Source organism: Stenotrophomonas sp. S4 (genome assembly GCF_054187805.2).
The window spans coordinates 210976-227303 of the sequence record NZ_CM196188.1; the positions used below are offsets into that span (position 1 = coordinate 210976).

Sequence of the window (16328 nt, forward strand, 5' to 3'; positions counted from 1 at the left end):
TTCATGGAAAAGTGTCCGGTGGGCGGACATCTGTCCACTCGATGTGCCGCGGACACTGTCCGGACGCCTTAAGCCGGCGCATGTGACGTTTCAGGAGCGTCCGTGGGCGCCGGGCTGGATGGCCATCGGGGCAAACACCCCCAGTGACTGGCGACCGATTCCTGCCGCTGCCTGCGCAGGCTAGGATCGGGGTTCACCTATGTGACCAAGGATCCGGATATGTCTCTCGCCCTTCGCCCGCGCGCTGCACTGCTGGCCGTCGCCCTCAGCACCGCCCTGGGTACGCTTGCGCCCACCTCTGCGCTTGCCGCCAAGCCGGCGGCACCGGCCAAGGTCGATATCCCGTACGAGCAGTTCACCCTGCCCAACGGCCTGCGCGTGATCGTGCATACCGATCGCAAGGCGCCGATCGTCGCGGTCAACGTCTGGTACCACGTGGGCAGCAAGGATGAGCCGGCCGGCCGCACCGGCTTCGCGCACCTGTTCGAGCACCTGATGTTCCAGAGCAGCGAAAACCACGACGGTGAGTACTTCGAGCCGTTCAAGCAGGTCGGTGCCACCGGCCAGAACGGCACCACCAACACCGACCGCACCAACTACTTCGAGAACGTGCCGACCACCGCGCTGGACATGGCGCTGTGGATGGAATCGGACCGCATGGGCCATCTGGTCGGTGCGATCGACCAGGCCGCGCTGGACGAGCAGCGTGGCGTGGTGCAGAACGAGAAGCGCCAGGGCGAGAACCAGCCCTACGGCCAGGCCTGGGACCAGATCAACAAGGCGCTGTATCCGGTTGGCCACCCGTACCACCACGGCGTGATCGGCTCGATGAACGATCTCAACGCGGCCTCGCTGGACGACGTGAAGACCTGGTTCCGTACCTGGTATGGCCCGAACAACGCGGTGCTGGTGCTGGCCGGTGACATCGATCTGGCCACGGCGAAGGAGAAGGTCGCCAGGTACTTCGGCAGCATCCCCGCTGGCCCGACCATGGCGCAGCCGGCGGTGAACGTGGCCAAGCGCAGTGCGGATACCCGCGAGACGATGACCGACAAGGTGCCGCAGGCGCGCATCTACCGCGCCTGGAACGTGCCGCAGGTCGGCACCGCCGACGTCGACCAGTTGCAGCTGTTCTCCGAAGTGCTGGGTGGCGCCAAGTCCTCGCGGCTGAGCCAGCGCCTGCAGCACCAGGACAAGCTGGTGGACAGCATCGGCTCGGGCCTGTCGACGTCGCAGCTGGGCTCCAACTTCGTGATCGTGGCGACCGTGAAGCAGGGCCAGGACCCGGCCAAGGTCGAGAAGATCATCGACGAGGAACTGGACCGCCTGATCAAGCAGGGCCCGACCGCGGCCGAGCTGGAGCGCGCCAAGACCGGCGCCCGTGCCGGCTTCATCCGTGGCATCGAGCGCATCGGTGGCTTCGGCGGCAAGGCCGATGCGCTGGCCGAGTGCGCGGTGTTCACCGGCGACCCGGGCTGCTTCCGTACCTCGCTGGCCAACATCGAGAAGGCCAATGCCGCTGATCTGAGCCGCCTGGGCGCGCAGTGGCTGGACAAGGGCAGCCACACCCTGGTGATCGCACCGGGTGAGCGCGTGGCGCTGAAGGAAGAGCCGAGCCAGACGCCGAAGCCGTTCACCGTGCCGGCGGTGGACCCGAAGTACAGCACCCTGCCGGAACAGGTGGACCGCAAGGCCGGCGTGCCGCAGACCCGCGAGTTCCCGCAGCTGAAGTTCCCGGCGCTGCAGCGCGCCACGCTGAAGAACGGCACCCAGGTGATCCTGGCCGAACGCCATGAGATTCCGGTGGTGCAGTTCAGCTACCAGTTCCCGGGTGGCTTCAGTGCCGACCAGGGCCGCAAGCCGGGCACCGCCAACTTCACCATGAGCCTGATGACCGAAGGCGCCGGCAAGCTCGGTTCGCTGGCCTTCGCCGATGCCGCCGACGCGCTGGGCGCCAGCCTGGATGCCTCGGCCGGCCTGGATTCGATGAGCGTGGACCTGTCGGCGCTGAAGGAGAATCTGGCACCGTCGCTGGCGCTGTACCGCGACCTGCTGCGCGAACCGCGTTTCGAGCAGGGCGAGATCGACCGGGTCAAGGCGACCTGGATCGCCGGCATCCAGCAGGAGAAGGTGAACCCGGGTGCGGTGGCGATGCGCGTGCTGCCGCCGCTGCTGTACGGCAAGGGCCACCCGTACGCCATTCCGTTCACCGGCAGCGGCGATGAGGCGGCGATCAATGGCCTGACCCGCGAGGACCTGGTCGACTTCCACCACGATTGGCTGCGCCCGCAGAACGGCACCCTGATCGTGGTCGGTGACACCACCCTGGCCGAGATCGTGCCGCTGCTGGACAAGCAGCTGGGCGACTGGAAGGCGACCGGCGAGGCGCCGCAGGTGAAGGCGGCCACCGACGTGGTGTTGCCGAAGGGCCCGCGCGTGTTCCTGATCGACCAGCCGGGTGCGGTGCAGGCCAACCTGTTCGCCGGCCAGGTGGTGCCGCCGTCCAGCGCCGCCAGTTCGACCCGCTTCGATATCGCCAACGGCGTGATCGGTGGTGACTTCACCTCGCGCCTGAACATGAACCTGCGCGAGGACAAGCACTGGTCGTACGGCGCGCGCAGCAGTGCGACCAACTCGGTGGGCCAGCGCCCGTGGATGGCCAGCGCGCCGGTGCAGATCGACAAGGCCGGCCCGGCACTGGCGGAAATGCGCAAGGAAATCGCCGCGTTCGCGGATGGCAGCAAGCCGGCCACCGCTGCCGAGGTCAACCGCATCCGCAACATCCAGACCCTCAGCCTGCCCGGTGCCTACGAGACCGCCAGTGCGGTGGCCGCGACCATCGGTTCGATCGTGCAGTTCAAGCGCCCGGACGACTATGTGCTGCGTCGCAAGGCCGAGATCGAGGCGATGACCCCGGCGCAGGTGCAGCAGGCCGCCGCCGAGATCAAGCCGCAGGCCCTGACCTGGGTGGTGGTGGGTGACCTCAAGCAGACCGAAGCGGCCGTGCGCGCGCTGAACCTGGGCGAGGTGACGGTGATCGACGCCGAAGGCAACCCGGTGAAGAAGTAAGGCACCGCGTCGGGTAGTGCCGGCCGCTGGCCGGCAACCCTGAAGGGGTCGGATCCCTCCCCCGGGAGGGCTCCGACCCCCACCGTGCATTCGGGGTCAGCGCCCCCTGCGGGGATCCGACCCCTACCCGGCTACCCCCGATTCAGGCTGTTCAGGCAGAATCCCTCCATACCCTTCCAGGATCTGCCCATGCGCGTTCTGCTGCTTTCCTCCCTGCTGCTCACCGTCACCGCCTGTACCTGGGTGCCGATCGAACCGGCCGGCAAGGCGACCCGCGTGCTGCCGGCAGGCCCGGTTCCGGCCGGCTGCATCGCCAAGGGCGAGGTGGTGGTCACCGTGAAGAGCAAGGTCGGCTTCTACAACCGCAACCCGCTGCGCGTGCAGGAAGAGCTGGAAACCCTGGCTCGCAACGAGGCCCCGAGCGCCGGCGCCAACGCCGTACAGGCCGCCGCCGCGCCCGCCGATGGCAGCCAGCGCTTCGCCGCTTTCCAGTGCCCGCCGCGCTGAACGCTTCACCATACGGCCAAGCCTGAATTCGTAAAGATGCGGTGAAGGCCCCGGGGGTTATAGAATAGCGCCCCCTTTTGCCTGAGCCTTGGCGCTAACCTCGATGCTCTTCAAGAATGTCTCGATCGCCGGCTTGGCACACGTTGATGCGCCGCATACGCTGACGACCAAGGAAATCAACGAGCGGCTGCAGCCGACGTTGGATCGCCTGGGTATCCGCACCGACGTGCTCGGCGATATCGCCGGCATCCATGCCCGCCGCCTGTGGGACAACGGCGTGCTGGCGTCCGATGCCGCCACCATGGCCGGCCGCAAGGCGCTGGAAGACGCGGGCATCGATGCGACGCAGGTCGGCCTGCTGGTCAACACCTCGGTCAGCCGCGACTACCTGGAGCCGTCCACGGCCTCGATCGTGTCGGGCAACCTCGGCGTCAGCGACGAGTGCATGACCTTCGACGTCGCCAATGCCTGCCTGGCCTTCATCAACGGCATGGATATCGCGGCGCGCATGATCGAGCGCGGCGACATCGACTACGCGCTGGTGGTGGATGGCGAGACCGCCAACCTGGTGTACGAGAAGACCCTGGAGCGCATGACCGCCCCGGACGTCACCGCCGACGACTTCCGCAACGAGCTGGCCGCCCTGACCACTGGTTCGGGCGCCGCCGCGATGGTGATGGCGCGCTCGGAACTGGTGCCGGATGCGCCGCGCTACAAGGGTGGCGTGACCCGTTCGGCCACCGAGTGGAACCAGCTGTGCCTGGGCAACCTGGACCGCATGGTCACCGATACCCGCCTGCTGCTGATCGAAGGCATCAAGCTGGCCCAGAAGACCTTCACCGCCGCCAAGATCGCCTTGGGCTGGGCCGTGGAAGAGCTGGACCAGTTCGTGATCCATCAGGTCAGCCAGCCGCACACCGCTGCGTTCATCAAGAACTTCGGCATCGACCCGAAGAAGGTCATGACCATCTTCGGCGAGCACGGCAACATCGGCCCGGCCTCGGTGCCGATCGTGCTGAGCAAGCTCAAGCAGCTGGGCAAGCTGAAGAAGGGCGATCGCATCGCGCTGCTCGGCATCGGCTCGGGCCTGAACTGCTCAATGGCTGAAGTGGTCTGGTAAAAAAGTCACCGCTGACCTGCTGCGCGATTGCCTGGCCAATCGCTCGCGACGGACAGCGATGATTTTTCCAAGTGTCCAAGGGCCGGTTCTACCGGCCCTTTCTACAGGTGCGATCCGATGTCCCAGCTTCCCGGCTACCCCGCCCACCCGCAGCGCTTCGAGGTCCGCCCCGGCCTGTCGATGAGCTATCTCGACGAAGGCCCGCGCGATGGCGAAGTGGTGGTGATGGTGCACGGCAACCCGTCGTGGAGCTATTACTGGCGCACGCTGGTGGCCGGCCTGTCGGACACGTACCGCTGCATCGTGCCGGACCACATCGGCATGGGCCTGTCGGACAAGCCGGACGATAGCCGCTACGAGTACACCCTGCAGTCGCGCGTGGACGATCTCGACGCGCTGCTGAAGCACCTGGGCATCACCGGTCCGGTGACGCTGGCCGTGCACGACTGGGGCGGCATGATCGGCTTCGGCTGGGCGCTGTCGCACCACGACCAGGTGAAGCGGCTGGTGGTGCTCAACACCGCCGCGTTCCCGATGCCGGCGGCGAAGACGATGCCGTGGCAGATCGCGCTGGGCCGCCACTGGAAGATCGGCGAGTGGATCATCCGCACCTTCAACGCGTTCTCGTCCGGCGCCTCGTGGCTGGGCGTGGAGCGGAAGATGCCGGCCGACGTGCGCCGTGCCTACGTGTCGCCGTACAACAGCTACGCCAACCGCATCAGCACCATCCGTTTCATGCAGGACATCCCGCTGTCGCCGGCCGACAAGGCCTGGTCGCTGCTGGAGCGCGCCGGCAAGGCGCTGCCGTCGTTCGCTGACCGACCGGCTTTCCTCGGCTGGGGCCTGCGCGACTTCGTGTTCGACCAGCACTTCCTGAAGGGCTTCCAGGCGGCGCTGCCGCAGGCCCAGGTGCACGCCTTCGAGGACGCCGGGCACTACGTGCTGGAAGACAAGCAGGACGTGCTGGTGCCGGAGATCCGCGCGTTCCTGGACAAGAACCCGATCTGAAGGGCATGCCGACCAACGGTCGGCACACCGGACAGGTTCATGAGATTGCCGGCCAGCGGCCGGCACTACCCCTATGCCGCGACCGGCGCCTGCGGCGACGGGCTGTTGCCGTTGTCGTCCGGATGATCGTCGTCATTGTCGGCGTCATCGCGCCAGCGCCAGTCGGCCAGTGTCAGCGGATCCAGGCCATAGGCGATGCGCGCCTTGTCGCATTGCGGGCTGGCCTTGCCGTACTCCCACGACGCATCCACCTCACGGCACACGCTGGGCCGGTTGGGGTGGATGGTGCAGCGTGAGTACACGCCGATCTGCGCGTCCAGCGCCACGCAGCGCACCGGCTTGGAATGGGTGCCGCGCATGCACAGGCGGTGCGGGTCCAGCACCTCGGTCAGCTGGTGCGGCACGCCGCCGGGGGTGACCTCGTCTGATTCCATCCAATGGAAGGCCACGCGGTATTGGGTGCAGCAGGCGCCGCAGGTCATGCAGGGATGTTGCATGGGCAAGCCGCCCCGGGCGGCAGTCGGAATCAGGAACGAGGGTGCGGATTTTCCACGAAGTGGGCCGCCGCGCAAGAAATTCCGTAAGCGGCGACAATGAACGGATGAACCGACCCTGCAACATTGCCGCGCGCCTGCCTGAACTGGCGCGTGAACGCCCTGACCAGATCGCCATCCGCTGCCCGGGCCGCCGGGGCGCTGGCAACGGCATGGCCGCCTACGACGTCACCTTGGACTACCGCCAGCTGGACGCCCGCAGTGATGCCATGGCCGCCGGCCTGGCCGGCTATGGGATCGGTCGCGGGGTGCGCACGGTGGTGATGGTGCGGCCGTCGCCGGAGTTCTTCCTGCTGATGTTCGCCCTGTTCAAGCTGGGCGCGGTGCCGGTGCTGGTCGATCCGGGCATCGACAAGCGCGCGCTGAAACAGTGCCTGGACGAGGCACAGCCGCAGGCCTTCATCGGCATTCCGCTGGCGCACGTGGCGCGGCTGGTGCTGCGCTGGGCGCCGTCGGCGACCCATCTGGTCACCGTTGGCCGCCGCCTGGGCTGGGGCGGTACCAGCCTGGCCGCGCTGGAGCGCGCCGGCGCCAAGGGGGGGCCGATGCTGGCCGACACCGATGGCGAGGACATGGCCGCGATCCTGTTCACCAGCGGCTCCACCGGCGTGCCCAAGGGCGTGGTCTACCGCCACCGCCACTTCGTCGGCCAGATCCAGCTGCTGGGCAGCGCGTTCGGCATGGAAGCGGGCGGCGTGGACCTGCCGACCTTCCCGCCGTTTGCCTTGTTCGACCCGGCGCTGGGCCTGACCTCGGTGATCCCGGACATGGACCCGACGCGGCCGGCGCAGGCCGACCCGGCACGCCTGCACGATGCCATCCAGCGCTTCGGCGTCACCCAGCTGTTCGGCTCGCCAGCATTGATGCGGGTGCTGGCCCGGCACGGCCGGCCGCTGCCGACGGTGACCCGGGTGACCTCGGCCGGTGCACCGGTGCCGCCGGACGTGGTCGCCACCATCCGCAGCCTGCTGCCCGCCGATGCGCAGTTCTGGACCCCGTATGGCGCCACCGAGTGCCTGCCGGTGGCGGTGGTGGAGGGGCGCGAGCTGGAGCGTACCCGCGCGGCCACCGAGGCCGGCGCCGGCACCTGCGTGGGCAACGTGGTGGAACCGAACGAGGTACGCATCATCGCCATCGATGACGCACCGTTGGCCGACTGGTCGCAGGCACGTGTGCTGGCCACCGGCGAGGTGGGCGAGATCACCGTGGCCGGGCCGACCGCCACCGACAGTTACTTCAACCGCCCGCAGGCCACCGCCGCCGCGAAGATCCGCGAGACGCTGGCCGATGGCAGCACCCGCATCGTCCACCGCATGGGTGACGTGGGCTACTTCGATGCGCAGGGTCGCCTGTGGTTCTGCGGTCGCAAGACCCATCGCGTGGAAACCGCACAGGGACCGCTGTACACCGAACAGGTCGAGCCGGTGTTCAATACCGTGCCCGGCGTAGCACGCACGGCACTGGTTGGCGTTGGCCCGGCGGGTGCGCAGGTGCCGGTGCTGTGTGTGGAACTGCAGCGTGGCCAGAGCGACAGCCCGGCGTTGCGCGAGGCGCTGCGCGCCCAGGCCACCCTGCGATTGCCCGAGGCGAACCTGCAGCACGTACTGATGCATCCCGCGTTCCCCGTCGATATCCGTCACAACGCCAAGATCGGCCGCGAGAAGCTCGCCGTCTGGGCCAGCGCCGAACTGGAGAAGCGCGCATGAAGATCCTGGTCACCGGTGGTGGTGGTTTCCTTGGCCAGGCGCTGTGCCGCGGGCTGGTCGAACGTGGCCACCAGGTGCTGGCATTCAACCGCAGCCACTACCCGGAACTGCAGGCCATGGGCGTGGGCCAGATCCGCGGCGATCTGGCCGATGCGCAGGCGGTGCTGCACGCGGTGGCCGGCGTCGATGCGGTATTCCACAACGGCGCCAAGGCCGGTGCCTGGGGCAGCTATGACAGCTACCACCAGGCCAACGTAGTCGGTACAGACAATGTCATTGCGGCCTGCCGCGCGCACGGTATCAACCGGCTGGTCTACACCTCAACGCCCAGCGTGACCCACCGCGCCACGCATCCGGTGGAAGGTCTGGGGGCTGACGAGGTGCCGTACGGCGAGGACTTCCAGGCGCCGTATGCGGCGACCAAGGCGATCGCCGAACAGCGCGTGCTGGCCGCCAACGATGCGTCGCTGGCGACGGTGGCACTGCGCCCGCGCCTGATCTGGGGCCCGGGTGACCAGCAACTGGTGCCACGCCTGGCCGAGCGTGCACGGCAGGGCCGCCTGCGGCTGGTCGGCGACGGCAACAACAAGGTCGATACCACCTACATCGACAACGCCGCGCTCGCCCACTTCCTCGCCTTCGAAGCGTTGGCACCGGGCGCTGCGTGTGCGGGCAAGGCCTACTTCATCTCCAACGGCGAGCCGCTGCCGATGCGCGAGCTGGTCAACAAGCTGCTGGCCGCGGTTGGCGCGCCGACGGTGGACAAGGCGATCAGCTTCAAGACCGCTTATCGCATCGGCGCGGTCTGCGAACGGCTGTGGCCGCTGCTGCGCCTGCGCGGCGAGCCGCCGCTGACCCGCTTCCTGGCCGAGCAGCTGTGCACGCCGCACTGGTACAGCATGGAGCCCGCCCGCCGCGATTTCGGCTATGTGCCGCAGGTCAGCATCGAAGAAGGGCTGCGCAGGCTGAAGGCTTCATCTGCTGCATAGGTCGCCATCACTGGTTGCACACCGCAGGATCGGGAGGATGGACCCACGCCATCCATTGGCCCGGACATCTGCGAGGAGCATCATGCTGCATTACGCCGTCATCTTTTTCGTCATCGCCATCATCGCCGCCGTGCTCGGCTTCTCCGGCATCGCCGGTGCCGCCAGCAACATCGCCTGGATCCTGTTCGTTGTGTTCCTGGTGCTGGCGGTGATCTCGATGTTCCGCAAGCGCGGCTAGACGACCGCGGGGTAGTGCCGGCCGCTGGCCGGCACTGTTCTTTCCGGTGGGTGCCGACCGTTGGTCGGCACGCCCCTTTGTAGAGTCGAGCCATGCTCGACTGCTTTTCATGAGTCGAGCATGGCTCGATGCTACAGAGACAGCGAGCGCTCCTGCACGGCGCTGTGCAATCCACGATCGGCTGCATGGCGTTCCTGCGCCAACTCGATCAGGCGCGTGATCAGCGTGGTGTAGTCCACGCCGCTGGCACCCCACAACTTCGGGTACATGCTGATGCGGGTGAAGCCGGGCAGCGTGTTGACCTCGTTGATGATGATGTCGCCGCCCGCGGTGAGGAACACGTCCACGCGCGCCATGCCCGCGCACTCCAGCGCCTGGTAGGCCTGCAGCGCGACCTGCTGGATACGCGCCTGGGTTGCGGCATCGATATCCGCGGGTACCACCACCTCGGCGCCATCCTCGTTGATGTACTTGGTGTCGTAGGCGTAGAACTCGTCGTGCACCACGACTTCGCCGCACAGGCTCGCCTGCGGATGCGCGTTGCCCAGCACCGCGCACTCGATCTCGCGGCCGACCACCGCCGATTCCACCAGCACCTTGTGGTCATAGCGCAGTGCCAGTTCCAGTGCCTCGGCGAAACCAGCCGCATCCTTGACCTTGCTCACGCCTACCGACGAACCCTGGTTGGCCGGCTTCACGAACAGCGGCAGGCCGAGTTGCGCGATCACCGCCTCGACATCGACCGCCGCCGCCTGGTGGCGACGGATGCACAGCCACGGCGCAACCTGCAGCCCGGCGTCGCGCAGCAGGCGCTTGGTCACGTCCTTGTCCATCGCCACCGCCGAGCCCAGCACAGGCGAACCGACGAAGGGCAGGTTGGCCATGCGCAGCAGGCCCTGCAGCGCACCGTCTTCGCCCAGCGGCCCATGCACGATCGGCAGCACGACGTCGATCTGGCCCAGCGCGCTGGCTGGATCGGACGGCTGCAGCTGCGCCTGCTCGGCACCCGGGCGCACCGCCAGCGACTGGCCCGAGCGATGCAGCGCGATGCGCGACGGATCATCGGCATTGATCAGGAAGGTGTCCGGCTGGCTCAGATGCCACTGGCCCTGCTTGTCGATGCCGACCAGCACCGGCTCGAAGCGCTCGCGATCAAGCGCATCGAGGATGTTCTTCGCCGACTGCAGTGAAACCTCGTGCTCGGAGGACTTGCCCCCGAAGATGATGCCGACCCGGGTCCGTGCCATGGTGTTGCGATGTCCTGTGCGTTGCGTGGCCGTACAGCATGAACCTTCCATAGCCACCCAGGTGAGGCACAGATGAATCAGAAATCCATCCACGCATGGCATGAATCTACCGTGTCGACCAAGGTCGACACCCACCAACAGCACCAGGAACCCGTCGAAGGCGGGGTGGGTCCGGTTGCGGGGGCGTGAGCCGCATGGATGCGGCGACCGAGCTTACAGGGACGTACTTGCAGCGGCCCCCGCAACCGGACCCACCCCGCCTCCCCACAGGAAGCCAGCCTTTGATGTTGCTCTTGCCGGCCAGAGGCCGGTGCCTCTGCGGGTGCCGGGCGGTCGCCCGGCCCAAGCCCCCCACCCACGCAGGTAGAATGCGCACATGGCTCTTTCCCTGCTCAAGTCCCTCAAGCCGGTCGCTGGCCGCGCCCTGCAGATCGCCCTGAACCGCGCGCTGGCGCTGGATCCGGATACCCGCCATGCACTGGCCAGCCTCGATGGCCGGCACATCGACCTGACCCTGGAAGCGCCGTCGCTGGCGATGCGCATCAGTGTCGACGGTGACCAGCTGCGGGTCGGCCCGGTGGATGCGCAGGAAGCCGACCTGGCCGTGCGCAGCAGCCTGGCCGGGGTGCTGGCGCAGCTGCCACTGCTGGCCAACGCTCGGCGCGGCGACAACAACGGCAAGGGCCGCGTACGCGTGGCCGGCGACGCCGAACTGGCGCGCCGCCTGCAGCAGCTGGCCAAGGGCTTCGACCCGGACTGGCAGCAGCCGTTCGTCAGCGTGTTCGGCGACGTGCTGGGCGTACAGGTGGCCAACACCCTGCGCAGCGCCCTGCAGCACGCGCGCCAGGGCGCGATCGACCTCGCCCACAGCGCCGCCGAATTCATCACAGAGGAATCGCGCGACGTGGTGCCGCGCGCCGAACTGGATGCCTTCCACGATGACGTGGACGTGCTGCGCGATGACGTCGAGCGTCTCGGCGCGCGCGTGCAGCGCCTGCGGGGTGCCGCATGAAGGCCGTGCTGCGGGCAAGCCGCATCGGCCGGGTGATCCTGCGCTACCGCCTCGACGACCTGCTGCAGGGCACCCCGGCCGAGCGCTGGCTGCGCCTGGCCAAACCGTTCGTACCGCGTGCCTCGGCCGACATCGCCGCACAGTCGCGCGGTGCGCGCCTGCGCCTGGCACTGCAGGATCTCGGCCCGATCTTCGTCAAGTTCGGCCAGATCCTGTCCACCCGCCGCGACCTGGTGCCGCCGGACGTGGCCAACGAACTGACCCTGCTGCAGGACCGGGTCAAGCCGTTCGATGGTGATACCGCGCGCCGCATCGTCGAGGAAGCGCTCGGCCTGCCGGTCAGCGAGGCGTTCGCCAGCTTCGATACCGAACCGCTGGCTTCGGCCTCGATCGCGCAGGTACATGCGGCCACGCTGGCCGATGGCCGCCAGGTGGTGGTCAAGGTGCTACGCCCCGGCATCGAGAAGCAGATCGACGCCGACATCGCGTTGCTCAACTCGCTGGCCGCCCTGGTCGAGCGCACCCACCCGCGTGCCGACAAGATCCGCCCGCGCGAAGTAGTGGCCGAAGTCGAGAACACCCTGGCCGCCGAGCTGGACCTGCAGCGCGAAGGCGCCAATGCCAGCGTGCTGCGCCGCGTCTGGGAGAACAGCGACGACCTGTACGTGCCGGAAGTGATCTGGAGCCACACCGCCGAGCGCGCGCTGACCCTGGAGCGCGTGTGGGGCATTCCGTCCGACGACATCGCCGCGCTGGACAAGGCCGGCATCGACCGCAAGGCGCTGGCCGCGAAGGGTGTGCGGGTGTTCTACACCCAGGTGTTCCGCGACAACTTCTTCCATGCCGATGCGCACGCCGGCAACATCTGGGTCGACACCGATCCGTCGCGCCGTGCCAATCCGCGTTTCATCGCGCTGGATTTCGGCATCATGGGCCAGCTCTCGCAGGAAGATCAGTACTACCTGGCCGAGAACTTCATGGCCATCTTCAACCGCGATTACCGCCGCATCGCCGAACTGCACGTGCAGGCGCGCTGGATGCCGGACAACGTGCGCATCGATGATCTGGAAGCGGCCGTGCGTTCGGTGTGCGAGCCGTACTTCACCCGTCCGCTGTCGCAGATCTCGCTGGCCGAAGTGTTGATGAAGCTGTTCCGCGTGGCGCAGCGCTACCAGCTGACCCTGCAGCCGCAGCTGATCCTGCTGCAGAAGACCCTGCTGAACATCGAAGGTGTCGGCCGCCAGCTGGATCCGCAGATCGACATCTGGGCGGTGGCCAAGCCGGTGCTGGCGAAGATCCTGCGCGAGCGCTACAGCCCGCGGCGGGTGGTGCGCGAGATCGGCAAGCGCCTGCCGGAGATCATGACCCACGCACCGGACATGCCGCGCCTGGTGCACGCCTGGCTGACCCAGCAGGTGGAAGGCCGCCATGAACTGGCGATGCGCTCGCGCGATCTGGTCGCACTCGATGCCAGCGTGCAGCGCCTGCAGAAGCACGCGGTGGGTGCGATCACTGGTGTCGGCCTGCTGGCCATCGCCGCACTGATGTATGTGCTGCAGCCGCCGGGCTGGTACTGGGGCGACGTGCCGATGTGGAGCTGGGTGTCCGGTGCCGTCGGCGCGCTGGCGCTGGCGCGCGCGTGGTGGCGCTGATTCCTGTTGGTCGAGGGTCGGCGGCGACGCACGCCGCCGACTGACCACGGCTCTACCAGTGGTAGCCCAGGCCCAGGTGCGACTGCACGCTCTGGAAGCGGTCCAGGCGCGTCTTGTGCCAGGTCTTGCCGATGCCCATGTCCAGCACCAGATGCTCGCCCAGCGGCTGGCTGCGGCGCACGAAGGCTCGACGTGCATCGTGTTCGCGCAGCAGCAGCGGATCGGCATCGGCGGTATAGCCGGAGGTACCGCTGCCCAGCCACAGCTGGGTCGAACCACGGCCCTGCGCATCCTTCAGGCGCAGTGACAGCGTGGTGCCATGGCCATCGGGGCCATTGGACTGGCGATGCCGCTCGTGGCGCAGAGAGGCGGTCACGCGCGGGAAGTAATGCGCTGCGCCCACCGACCAGCCGCTCACGTACGCGCCGGCGTGGTACTGGGCGTACTTGCCGCCCACGCTCAGCACGGTCTGCGGTGCCACGTGCCACTGCAGGTCCTGGTTGACCTGGCGGTTGACGAACACCGGGTCATCGTTGGATGCAGTGAAGGCGGTGCGGGTCGAGAAGCGTCGGCCCCAGCGCTGGTGCAGGGAGCCCTGCACCCGGTTGCCGCTGAAGCGCTTGCTGCCATAGTCGCGTTCGCCATGGGCCAGGCCCAGGTGCCAGCGGCTGTCACCGCTGCGGCCGGCCACGTCCACGGTCTGTACGTCGCGCTTGCCGAAGCCATCGGTGTAGTCGGCATGGTCCAGCTGCACCGAGACCCGGTCGATGCCGGCATGGGCGCTGGACACAGCCAGCAGCAGGGCGCACAGCAGTGCGCCTCGGATGATCAATCGCATGGGGTTACTCCAGGGGTTGGGAATGCAGCGACTGCAGCAGCCGGTAGCGACCGGGCGGCAGGTTTCGTTCCACGGTGATGCGCGGGCCGAACTGGCTGCCCGGCGCGATGATGCGACCCGGCAGGATGATCACGCCGACACCCAGCGCGGCGCCTTCACCGATCCAGGCGCCGAGCTTGTCGCGCTGGCTGTCGATGACGGTGTCGCCGATGTGGACGGCGACCGTCGCGCCATCCAGGCGATGGTTGCTGGTGCGCACCAGCGCACCCAGGTAGGCCCGGGCGTCGATGCGGCTGTCGGCAATGAAGCACTGCGGACCGATGCAGACGCCGTCGCCGATCAGCGCGTTTTTCAGTTCACTGGCAAAGCCGATGCGGACGCCATCGCCAATGTGCAGCGGGCCGCGCAGCAGCGCGTTGTTGCCGATCAGGCAGTCGCGGCCGATCGATACCGGTCCCTGCAGCTGGGCGCCGCCGCAGATGCGGCTGCCGGCGCCGATCTGCACGTGGCCATGCACTGTCGCGCGCGGCGAAACCTGTGCACTGGAATCGATGTGGGGTGCCGTGACCGAAAGCGCATCGGCCATGGCGGCGAGATCATTCCACCACATGCGGATACCTCGTCGGTTTGTCGCGCACCGGTTCGCGGCCGGTGAACAGCCCGGCCAGGCCGTGCATCAGCCAGATCGCGTAGGCGAGCAGCACGTACAGCATCGAGAACGCGGCAGCCGGCACCAGCCACGCGCGGCGGTGATGGATCGCACTGATCACCGCCAGCAGCATGACGATGCCGATCCAGAACACTGGCATCACCGAGAGGGCCAGGCCGCCAGGCCCGTGCAGCAGGGCCGTACCAAACCAGACCTGCAGCGACAGCACGATGCCGGCCAGCGCGAGCAGCATCATCGGCAGGATGCTGAACAGGCCGAAACGGGTCAGCAGCAGGCTGCGATGCAGGCGCATGCACACCGCGTAGCCGACGATCCAGCGCCGCCAGCGCCGCCATTCTTCCACCAGCGTGTTGCATTCCTGAGGGTAGACCACGCAGCGCACGCTCTGGCGGACACGGTAGCCCTGCGCGACCAGCGACCAGGACATGTCCAGGTCCTCCACGCGGGTGCGGTCGGAGAAGCCGACCTTGCGCAGCACCGAGGTGCGGAACAGGCCACACGAACCGGAAACGATGAACGGTGCGCCGCCGAGCCACTGCTGGAAGCTGCGCTTGATGACGATCATCGGCAGCTTCAGGCTGGCGCGTACATGCGGCAGGAAGCCGGCACCCTGCAGGCTGGACGAGGGCACGCCACCGACCGCATCGGCACCGCATTCGATCTCGTCCAGCAGGTGGCCCAGGCCATGGCCGCGCGGATCGATATGGGTGTCGGCGTCGGTCAGGAACACCTGATCGGCGGTGGCGTGCTGCAGGCCATGCATCAGCGCGCCGCCCTTGCCGGTGTTGGCCTGGTGTACCGCCACCAGGCGCTCGGGCCAGCGCGCCTGTAGTGCATCGAGTACCTGGGCCGTGTTGTCGGTGGAACCATCGTTCACGCAGATCACCCGCGCCACGTAGGGGTTCTGCAGCAGGCTGGTCAACGAACGCTCCAGGCAGGGAGCTTCGTTGTAGGCCGGCACGATCGCATCGATGCTGTACAGGCGCGTGCTGGGGCGACGCGAGGCCTGCATGCACACGCGCACCAGGATGAAGGCACACATGGCCAGGAATAGCAGCGTCTTCATCACAGCACCAACCGGTAGGGCTGGAAGCCCTCGCTGGGGCCGATGCCGATCTGCTGGCCGCGGAACTGCGCATGGCAGCGCAGGTGGCTTTCCTGCATGTAATGGCGATCGCCCTGGCTGGCGTGCTCGCGCAGTGCACGGATCTTCAGCTCCAGCTGTGCGCTGATGTCCTCGAACACCTGCGGCGCGAACTGCGGCAGGGTGCTGGGGCTCTCGTAGCAGAGGATCTGCGGGATATGGCGGCAGGCGATGATCGACGCTTCGTGGACGGTGCGGTGGTCCTGGTGATGATCCTCGCCGCACATCGTGTAGATGCGGTGCGGTGCGATCTGCGCGCAGGCCTGCTCGATCGCCGCGACGATGTCGTTGCGGCAGGCGGGAAAGCGCGTATCCGGGAAATCCAGCTGGATCACCTCGGTCACGCCCAGGCGGCGCAACGCGCGGTGCGATTCGTCACTGCGGTCGATGCCGGCATGGCAGCCACGGCCGCCACGGCTGAGCACCAATGCATGGATGCGCGAGCCGGCGCGGGCGAGCTTGGCCAGGCTGCCACCGCAACCGAGCTCGATGTCGTCGGGGTGGGCACCGATTGCCAGAATGTCGAGAACCATGGCCGTGTCCTTGCGGAAACCAAGAGGGCAGCGGGCAGGTG

General features: G+C 67.7%; 15 protein-coding genes. 9 read left to right on the forward strand and 6 right to left on the reverse strand.

Annotated elements, in window-relative coordinates:
* Positions 1-219: 219 nt before the first annotated feature.
* From ACUZUJ_RS00870 to ACUZUJ_RS00885, 4 genes are all read left to right on the forward strand, one after another.
* Positions 220-3069, forward strand: a complete 2850-nt coding sequence (locus ACUZUJ_RS00870) for a M16 family metallopeptidase (RefSeq protein ID WP_458220621.1) — start codon at positions 220-222, stop codon at positions 3067-3069.
* Between the two features lie 189 nt (positions 3070-3258).
* Entirely contained in the window at positions 3259-3576 is a 318-nt protein-coding gene (locus ACUZUJ_RS00875; RefSeq protein ID WP_005407628.1) for a DUF4156 domain-containing protein, read from the forward strand.
* 103 nt (positions 3577-3679) lie between these two features.
* Entirely contained in the window at positions 3680-4696 is a 1017-nt protein-coding gene (locus tag ACUZUJ_RS00880; RefSeq protein WP_014035559.1) for a 3-oxoacyl-ACP synthase III, read from the forward strand.
* 117 nt (positions 4697-4813) lie between these two features.
* Positions 4814-5704: an alpha/beta fold hydrolase gene (locus ACUZUJ_RS00885; RefSeq protein ID WP_101764699.1), complete on the forward strand. Its 891-nt coding sequence runs from the start codon at positions 4814-4816 to the stop codon at positions 5702-5704.
* A gap of 71 nt (positions 5705-5775) precedes the next feature.
* Here ACUZUJ_RS00885 and ACUZUJ_RS00890 read toward each other — a convergent pair whose 3' ends face one another.
* Positions 5776-6201: a YkgJ family cysteine cluster protein gene (locus ACUZUJ_RS00890; protein WP_014035561.1), complete on the reverse strand. Its 426-nt coding sequence runs from the start codon at positions 6199-6201 to the stop codon at positions 5776-5778.
* 104 nt (positions 6202-6305) lie between these two features.
* Between ACUZUJ_RS00890 and oleC the strand changes: the two genes are divergently transcribed.
* The 3 genes from oleC (at position 6306) to ACUZUJ_RS00905 (ending at position 9191) form a co-directional block, all read left to right on the forward strand.
* On the forward strand, positions 6306-7964 hold the full coding sequence (gene oleC, locus ACUZUJ_RS00895; RefSeq protein ID WP_101764700.1) for an olefin beta-lactone synthetase: 1659 nt from the start codon (positions 6306-6308) through the stop codon (positions 7962-7964).
* Entirely contained in the window at positions 7961-8953 is a 993-nt protein-coding gene (gene oleD / locus ACUZUJ_RS00900) for a 2-alkyl-3-oxoalkanoate reductase (RefSeq protein ID WP_101764701.1), read from the forward strand. Before oleC ends, oleD begins: the two co-directional genes overlap by 4 nt.
* A gap of 82 nt (positions 8954-9035) precedes the next feature.
* A complete protein-coding gene (locus ACUZUJ_RS00905) occupies positions 9036-9191 on the forward strand; it encodes a DUF1328 domain-containing protein (RefSeq protein ID WP_004153593.1) in 156 nt (51 codons plus the stop codon).
* Positions 9192-9322: 131 nt separating this feature from the next.
* On the opposite strand, the gene ddlA is transcribed toward ACUZUJ_RS00905, so the two are convergent.
* On the reverse strand, positions 9323-10438 hold the full coding sequence (ddlA, locus tag ACUZUJ_RS00910) for a D-alanine--D-alanine ligase (RefSeq protein WP_101764702.1): 1116 nt from the start codon (positions 10436-10438) through the stop codon (positions 9323-9325).
* 376 nt (positions 10439-10814) lie between these two features.
* On the opposite strand from ddlA, the gene ACUZUJ_RS00915 reads away from it, so the two are divergent.
* Together ACUZUJ_RS00915 and ubiB are read left to right on the forward strand one after the other, a co-directional pair.
* Complete coding sequence (locus ACUZUJ_RS00915; protein ID WP_014035565.1) at positions 10815-11450, forward strand: ubiquinone biosynthesis accessory factor UbiJ; 636 nt, start codon at positions 10815-10817, stop codon at positions 11448-11450.
* Positions 11447-13102, forward strand: coding sequence for a ubiquinone biosynthesis regulatory protein kinase UbiB (ubiB, locus tag ACUZUJ_RS00920; RefSeq protein ID WP_101764703.1), 1656 nt, complete (start codon positions 11447-11449; stop codon positions 13100-13102). The genes ACUZUJ_RS00915 and ubiB overlap by 4 nt, the downstream gene beginning before the upstream one ends.
* Before the next feature lie 52 nt (positions 13103-13154).
* On the opposite strand, the gene ACUZUJ_RS00925 is transcribed toward ubiB, so the two are convergent.
* The 4 genes from ACUZUJ_RS00925 to ACUZUJ_RS00940 are packed head-to-tail and all read right to left on the reverse strand — an operon-like array spanning position 13155 to position 16287.
* Complete coding sequence (locus ACUZUJ_RS00925) at positions 13155-13940, reverse strand: YaiO family outer membrane beta-barrel protein (RefSeq protein WP_458220954.1); 786 nt, start codon at positions 13938-13940, stop codon at positions 13155-13157.
* A gap of 4 nt (positions 13941-13944) precedes the next feature.
* Positions 13945-14550, reverse strand: a complete 606-nt coding sequence (locus tag ACUZUJ_RS00930; protein ID WP_458220955.1) for an LbetaH domain-containing protein — start codon at positions 14548-14550, stop codon at positions 13945-13947.
* Complete coding sequence (locus ACUZUJ_RS00935) at positions 14537-15676, reverse strand: glycosyltransferase family 2 protein (RefSeq protein ID WP_458220956.1); 1140 nt, start codon at positions 15674-15676, stop codon at positions 14537-14539. The genes ACUZUJ_RS00930 and ACUZUJ_RS00935 overlap by 14 nt, the downstream gene beginning before the upstream one ends.
* Positions 15676-16287, reverse strand: a complete 612-nt coding sequence (locus tag ACUZUJ_RS00940; RefSeq protein ID WP_101764707.1) for a PIG-L deacetylase family protein — start codon at positions 16285-16287, stop codon at positions 15676-15678. Before ACUZUJ_RS00940 ends, ACUZUJ_RS00935 begins: the two co-directional genes overlap by 1 nt.
* Positions 16288-16328 lie beyond the last annotated feature (41 nt).

Bases quoted from the DNA above. Each gene is read 5' to 3' on its own strand.
- ACUZUJ_RS00870 (WP_458220621.1), top strand. From the start codon at position 220: ATGTCTCTCGCCCTTCGCCCGCGCGCTGCACTGCTGGCCGTCGCCCTC.
- ACUZUJ_RS00875 (WP_005407628.1), top strand. From the start codon at position 3,259: ATGCGCGTTCTGCTGCTTTCCTCCCTGCTGCTCACCGTCACCGCCTGT.
- ACUZUJ_RS00880 (WP_014035559.1), top strand. From the start codon at position 3,680: ATGCTCTTCAAGAATGTCTCGATCGCCGGCTTGGCACACGTTGATGCG.
- ACUZUJ_RS00885 (WP_101764699.1), top strand. From the start codon at position 4,814: ATGTCCCAGCTTCCCGGCTACCCCGCCCACCCGCAGCGCTTCGAGGTC.
- ACUZUJ_RS00890 (WP_014035561.1), bottom strand. From the start codon at position 6,201: ATGCAACATCCCTGCATGACCTGCGGCGCCTGCTGCACCCAATACCGC.
- oleC (WP_101764700.1), top strand. From the start codon at position 6,306: ATGAACCGACCCTGCAACATTGCCGCGCGCCTGCCTGAACTGGCGCGT.
- oleD (WP_101764701.1), top strand. From the start codon at position 7,961: ATGAAGATCCTGGTCACCGGTGGTGGTGGTTTCCTTGGCCAGGCGCTG.
- ACUZUJ_RS00905 (WP_004153593.1), top strand. From the start codon at position 9,036: ATGCTGCATTACGCCGTCATCTTTTTCGTCATCGCCATCATCGCCGCC.
- ddlA (WP_101764702.1), bottom strand. From the start codon at position 10,438: ATGGCACGGACCCGGGTCGGCATCATCTTCGGGGGCAAGTCCTCCGAG.
- ACUZUJ_RS00915 (WP_014035565.1), top strand. From the start codon at position 10,815: ATGGCTCTTTCCCTGCTCAAGTCCCTCAAGCCGGTCGCTGGCCGCGCC.
- ubiB (WP_101764703.1), top strand. From the start codon at position 11,447: ATGAAGGCCGTGCTGCGGGCAAGCCGCATCGGCCGGGTGATCCTGCGC.
- ACUZUJ_RS00925 (WP_458220954.1), bottom strand. From the start codon at position 13,940: ATGCGATTGATCATCCGAGGCGCACTGCTGTGCGCCCTGCTGCTGGCT.
- ACUZUJ_RS00930 (WP_458220955.1), bottom strand. From the start codon at position 14,550: ATGTGGTGGAATGATCTCGCCGCCATGGCCGATGCGCTTTCGGTCACG.
- ACUZUJ_RS00935 (WP_458220956.1), bottom strand. From the start codon at position 15,676: ATGAAGACGCTGCTATTCCTGGCCATGTGTGCCTTCATCCTGGTGCGC.
- ACUZUJ_RS00940 (WP_101764707.1), bottom strand. From the start codon at position 16,287: ATGGTTCTCGACATTCTGGCAATCGGTGCCCACCCCGACGACATCGAG.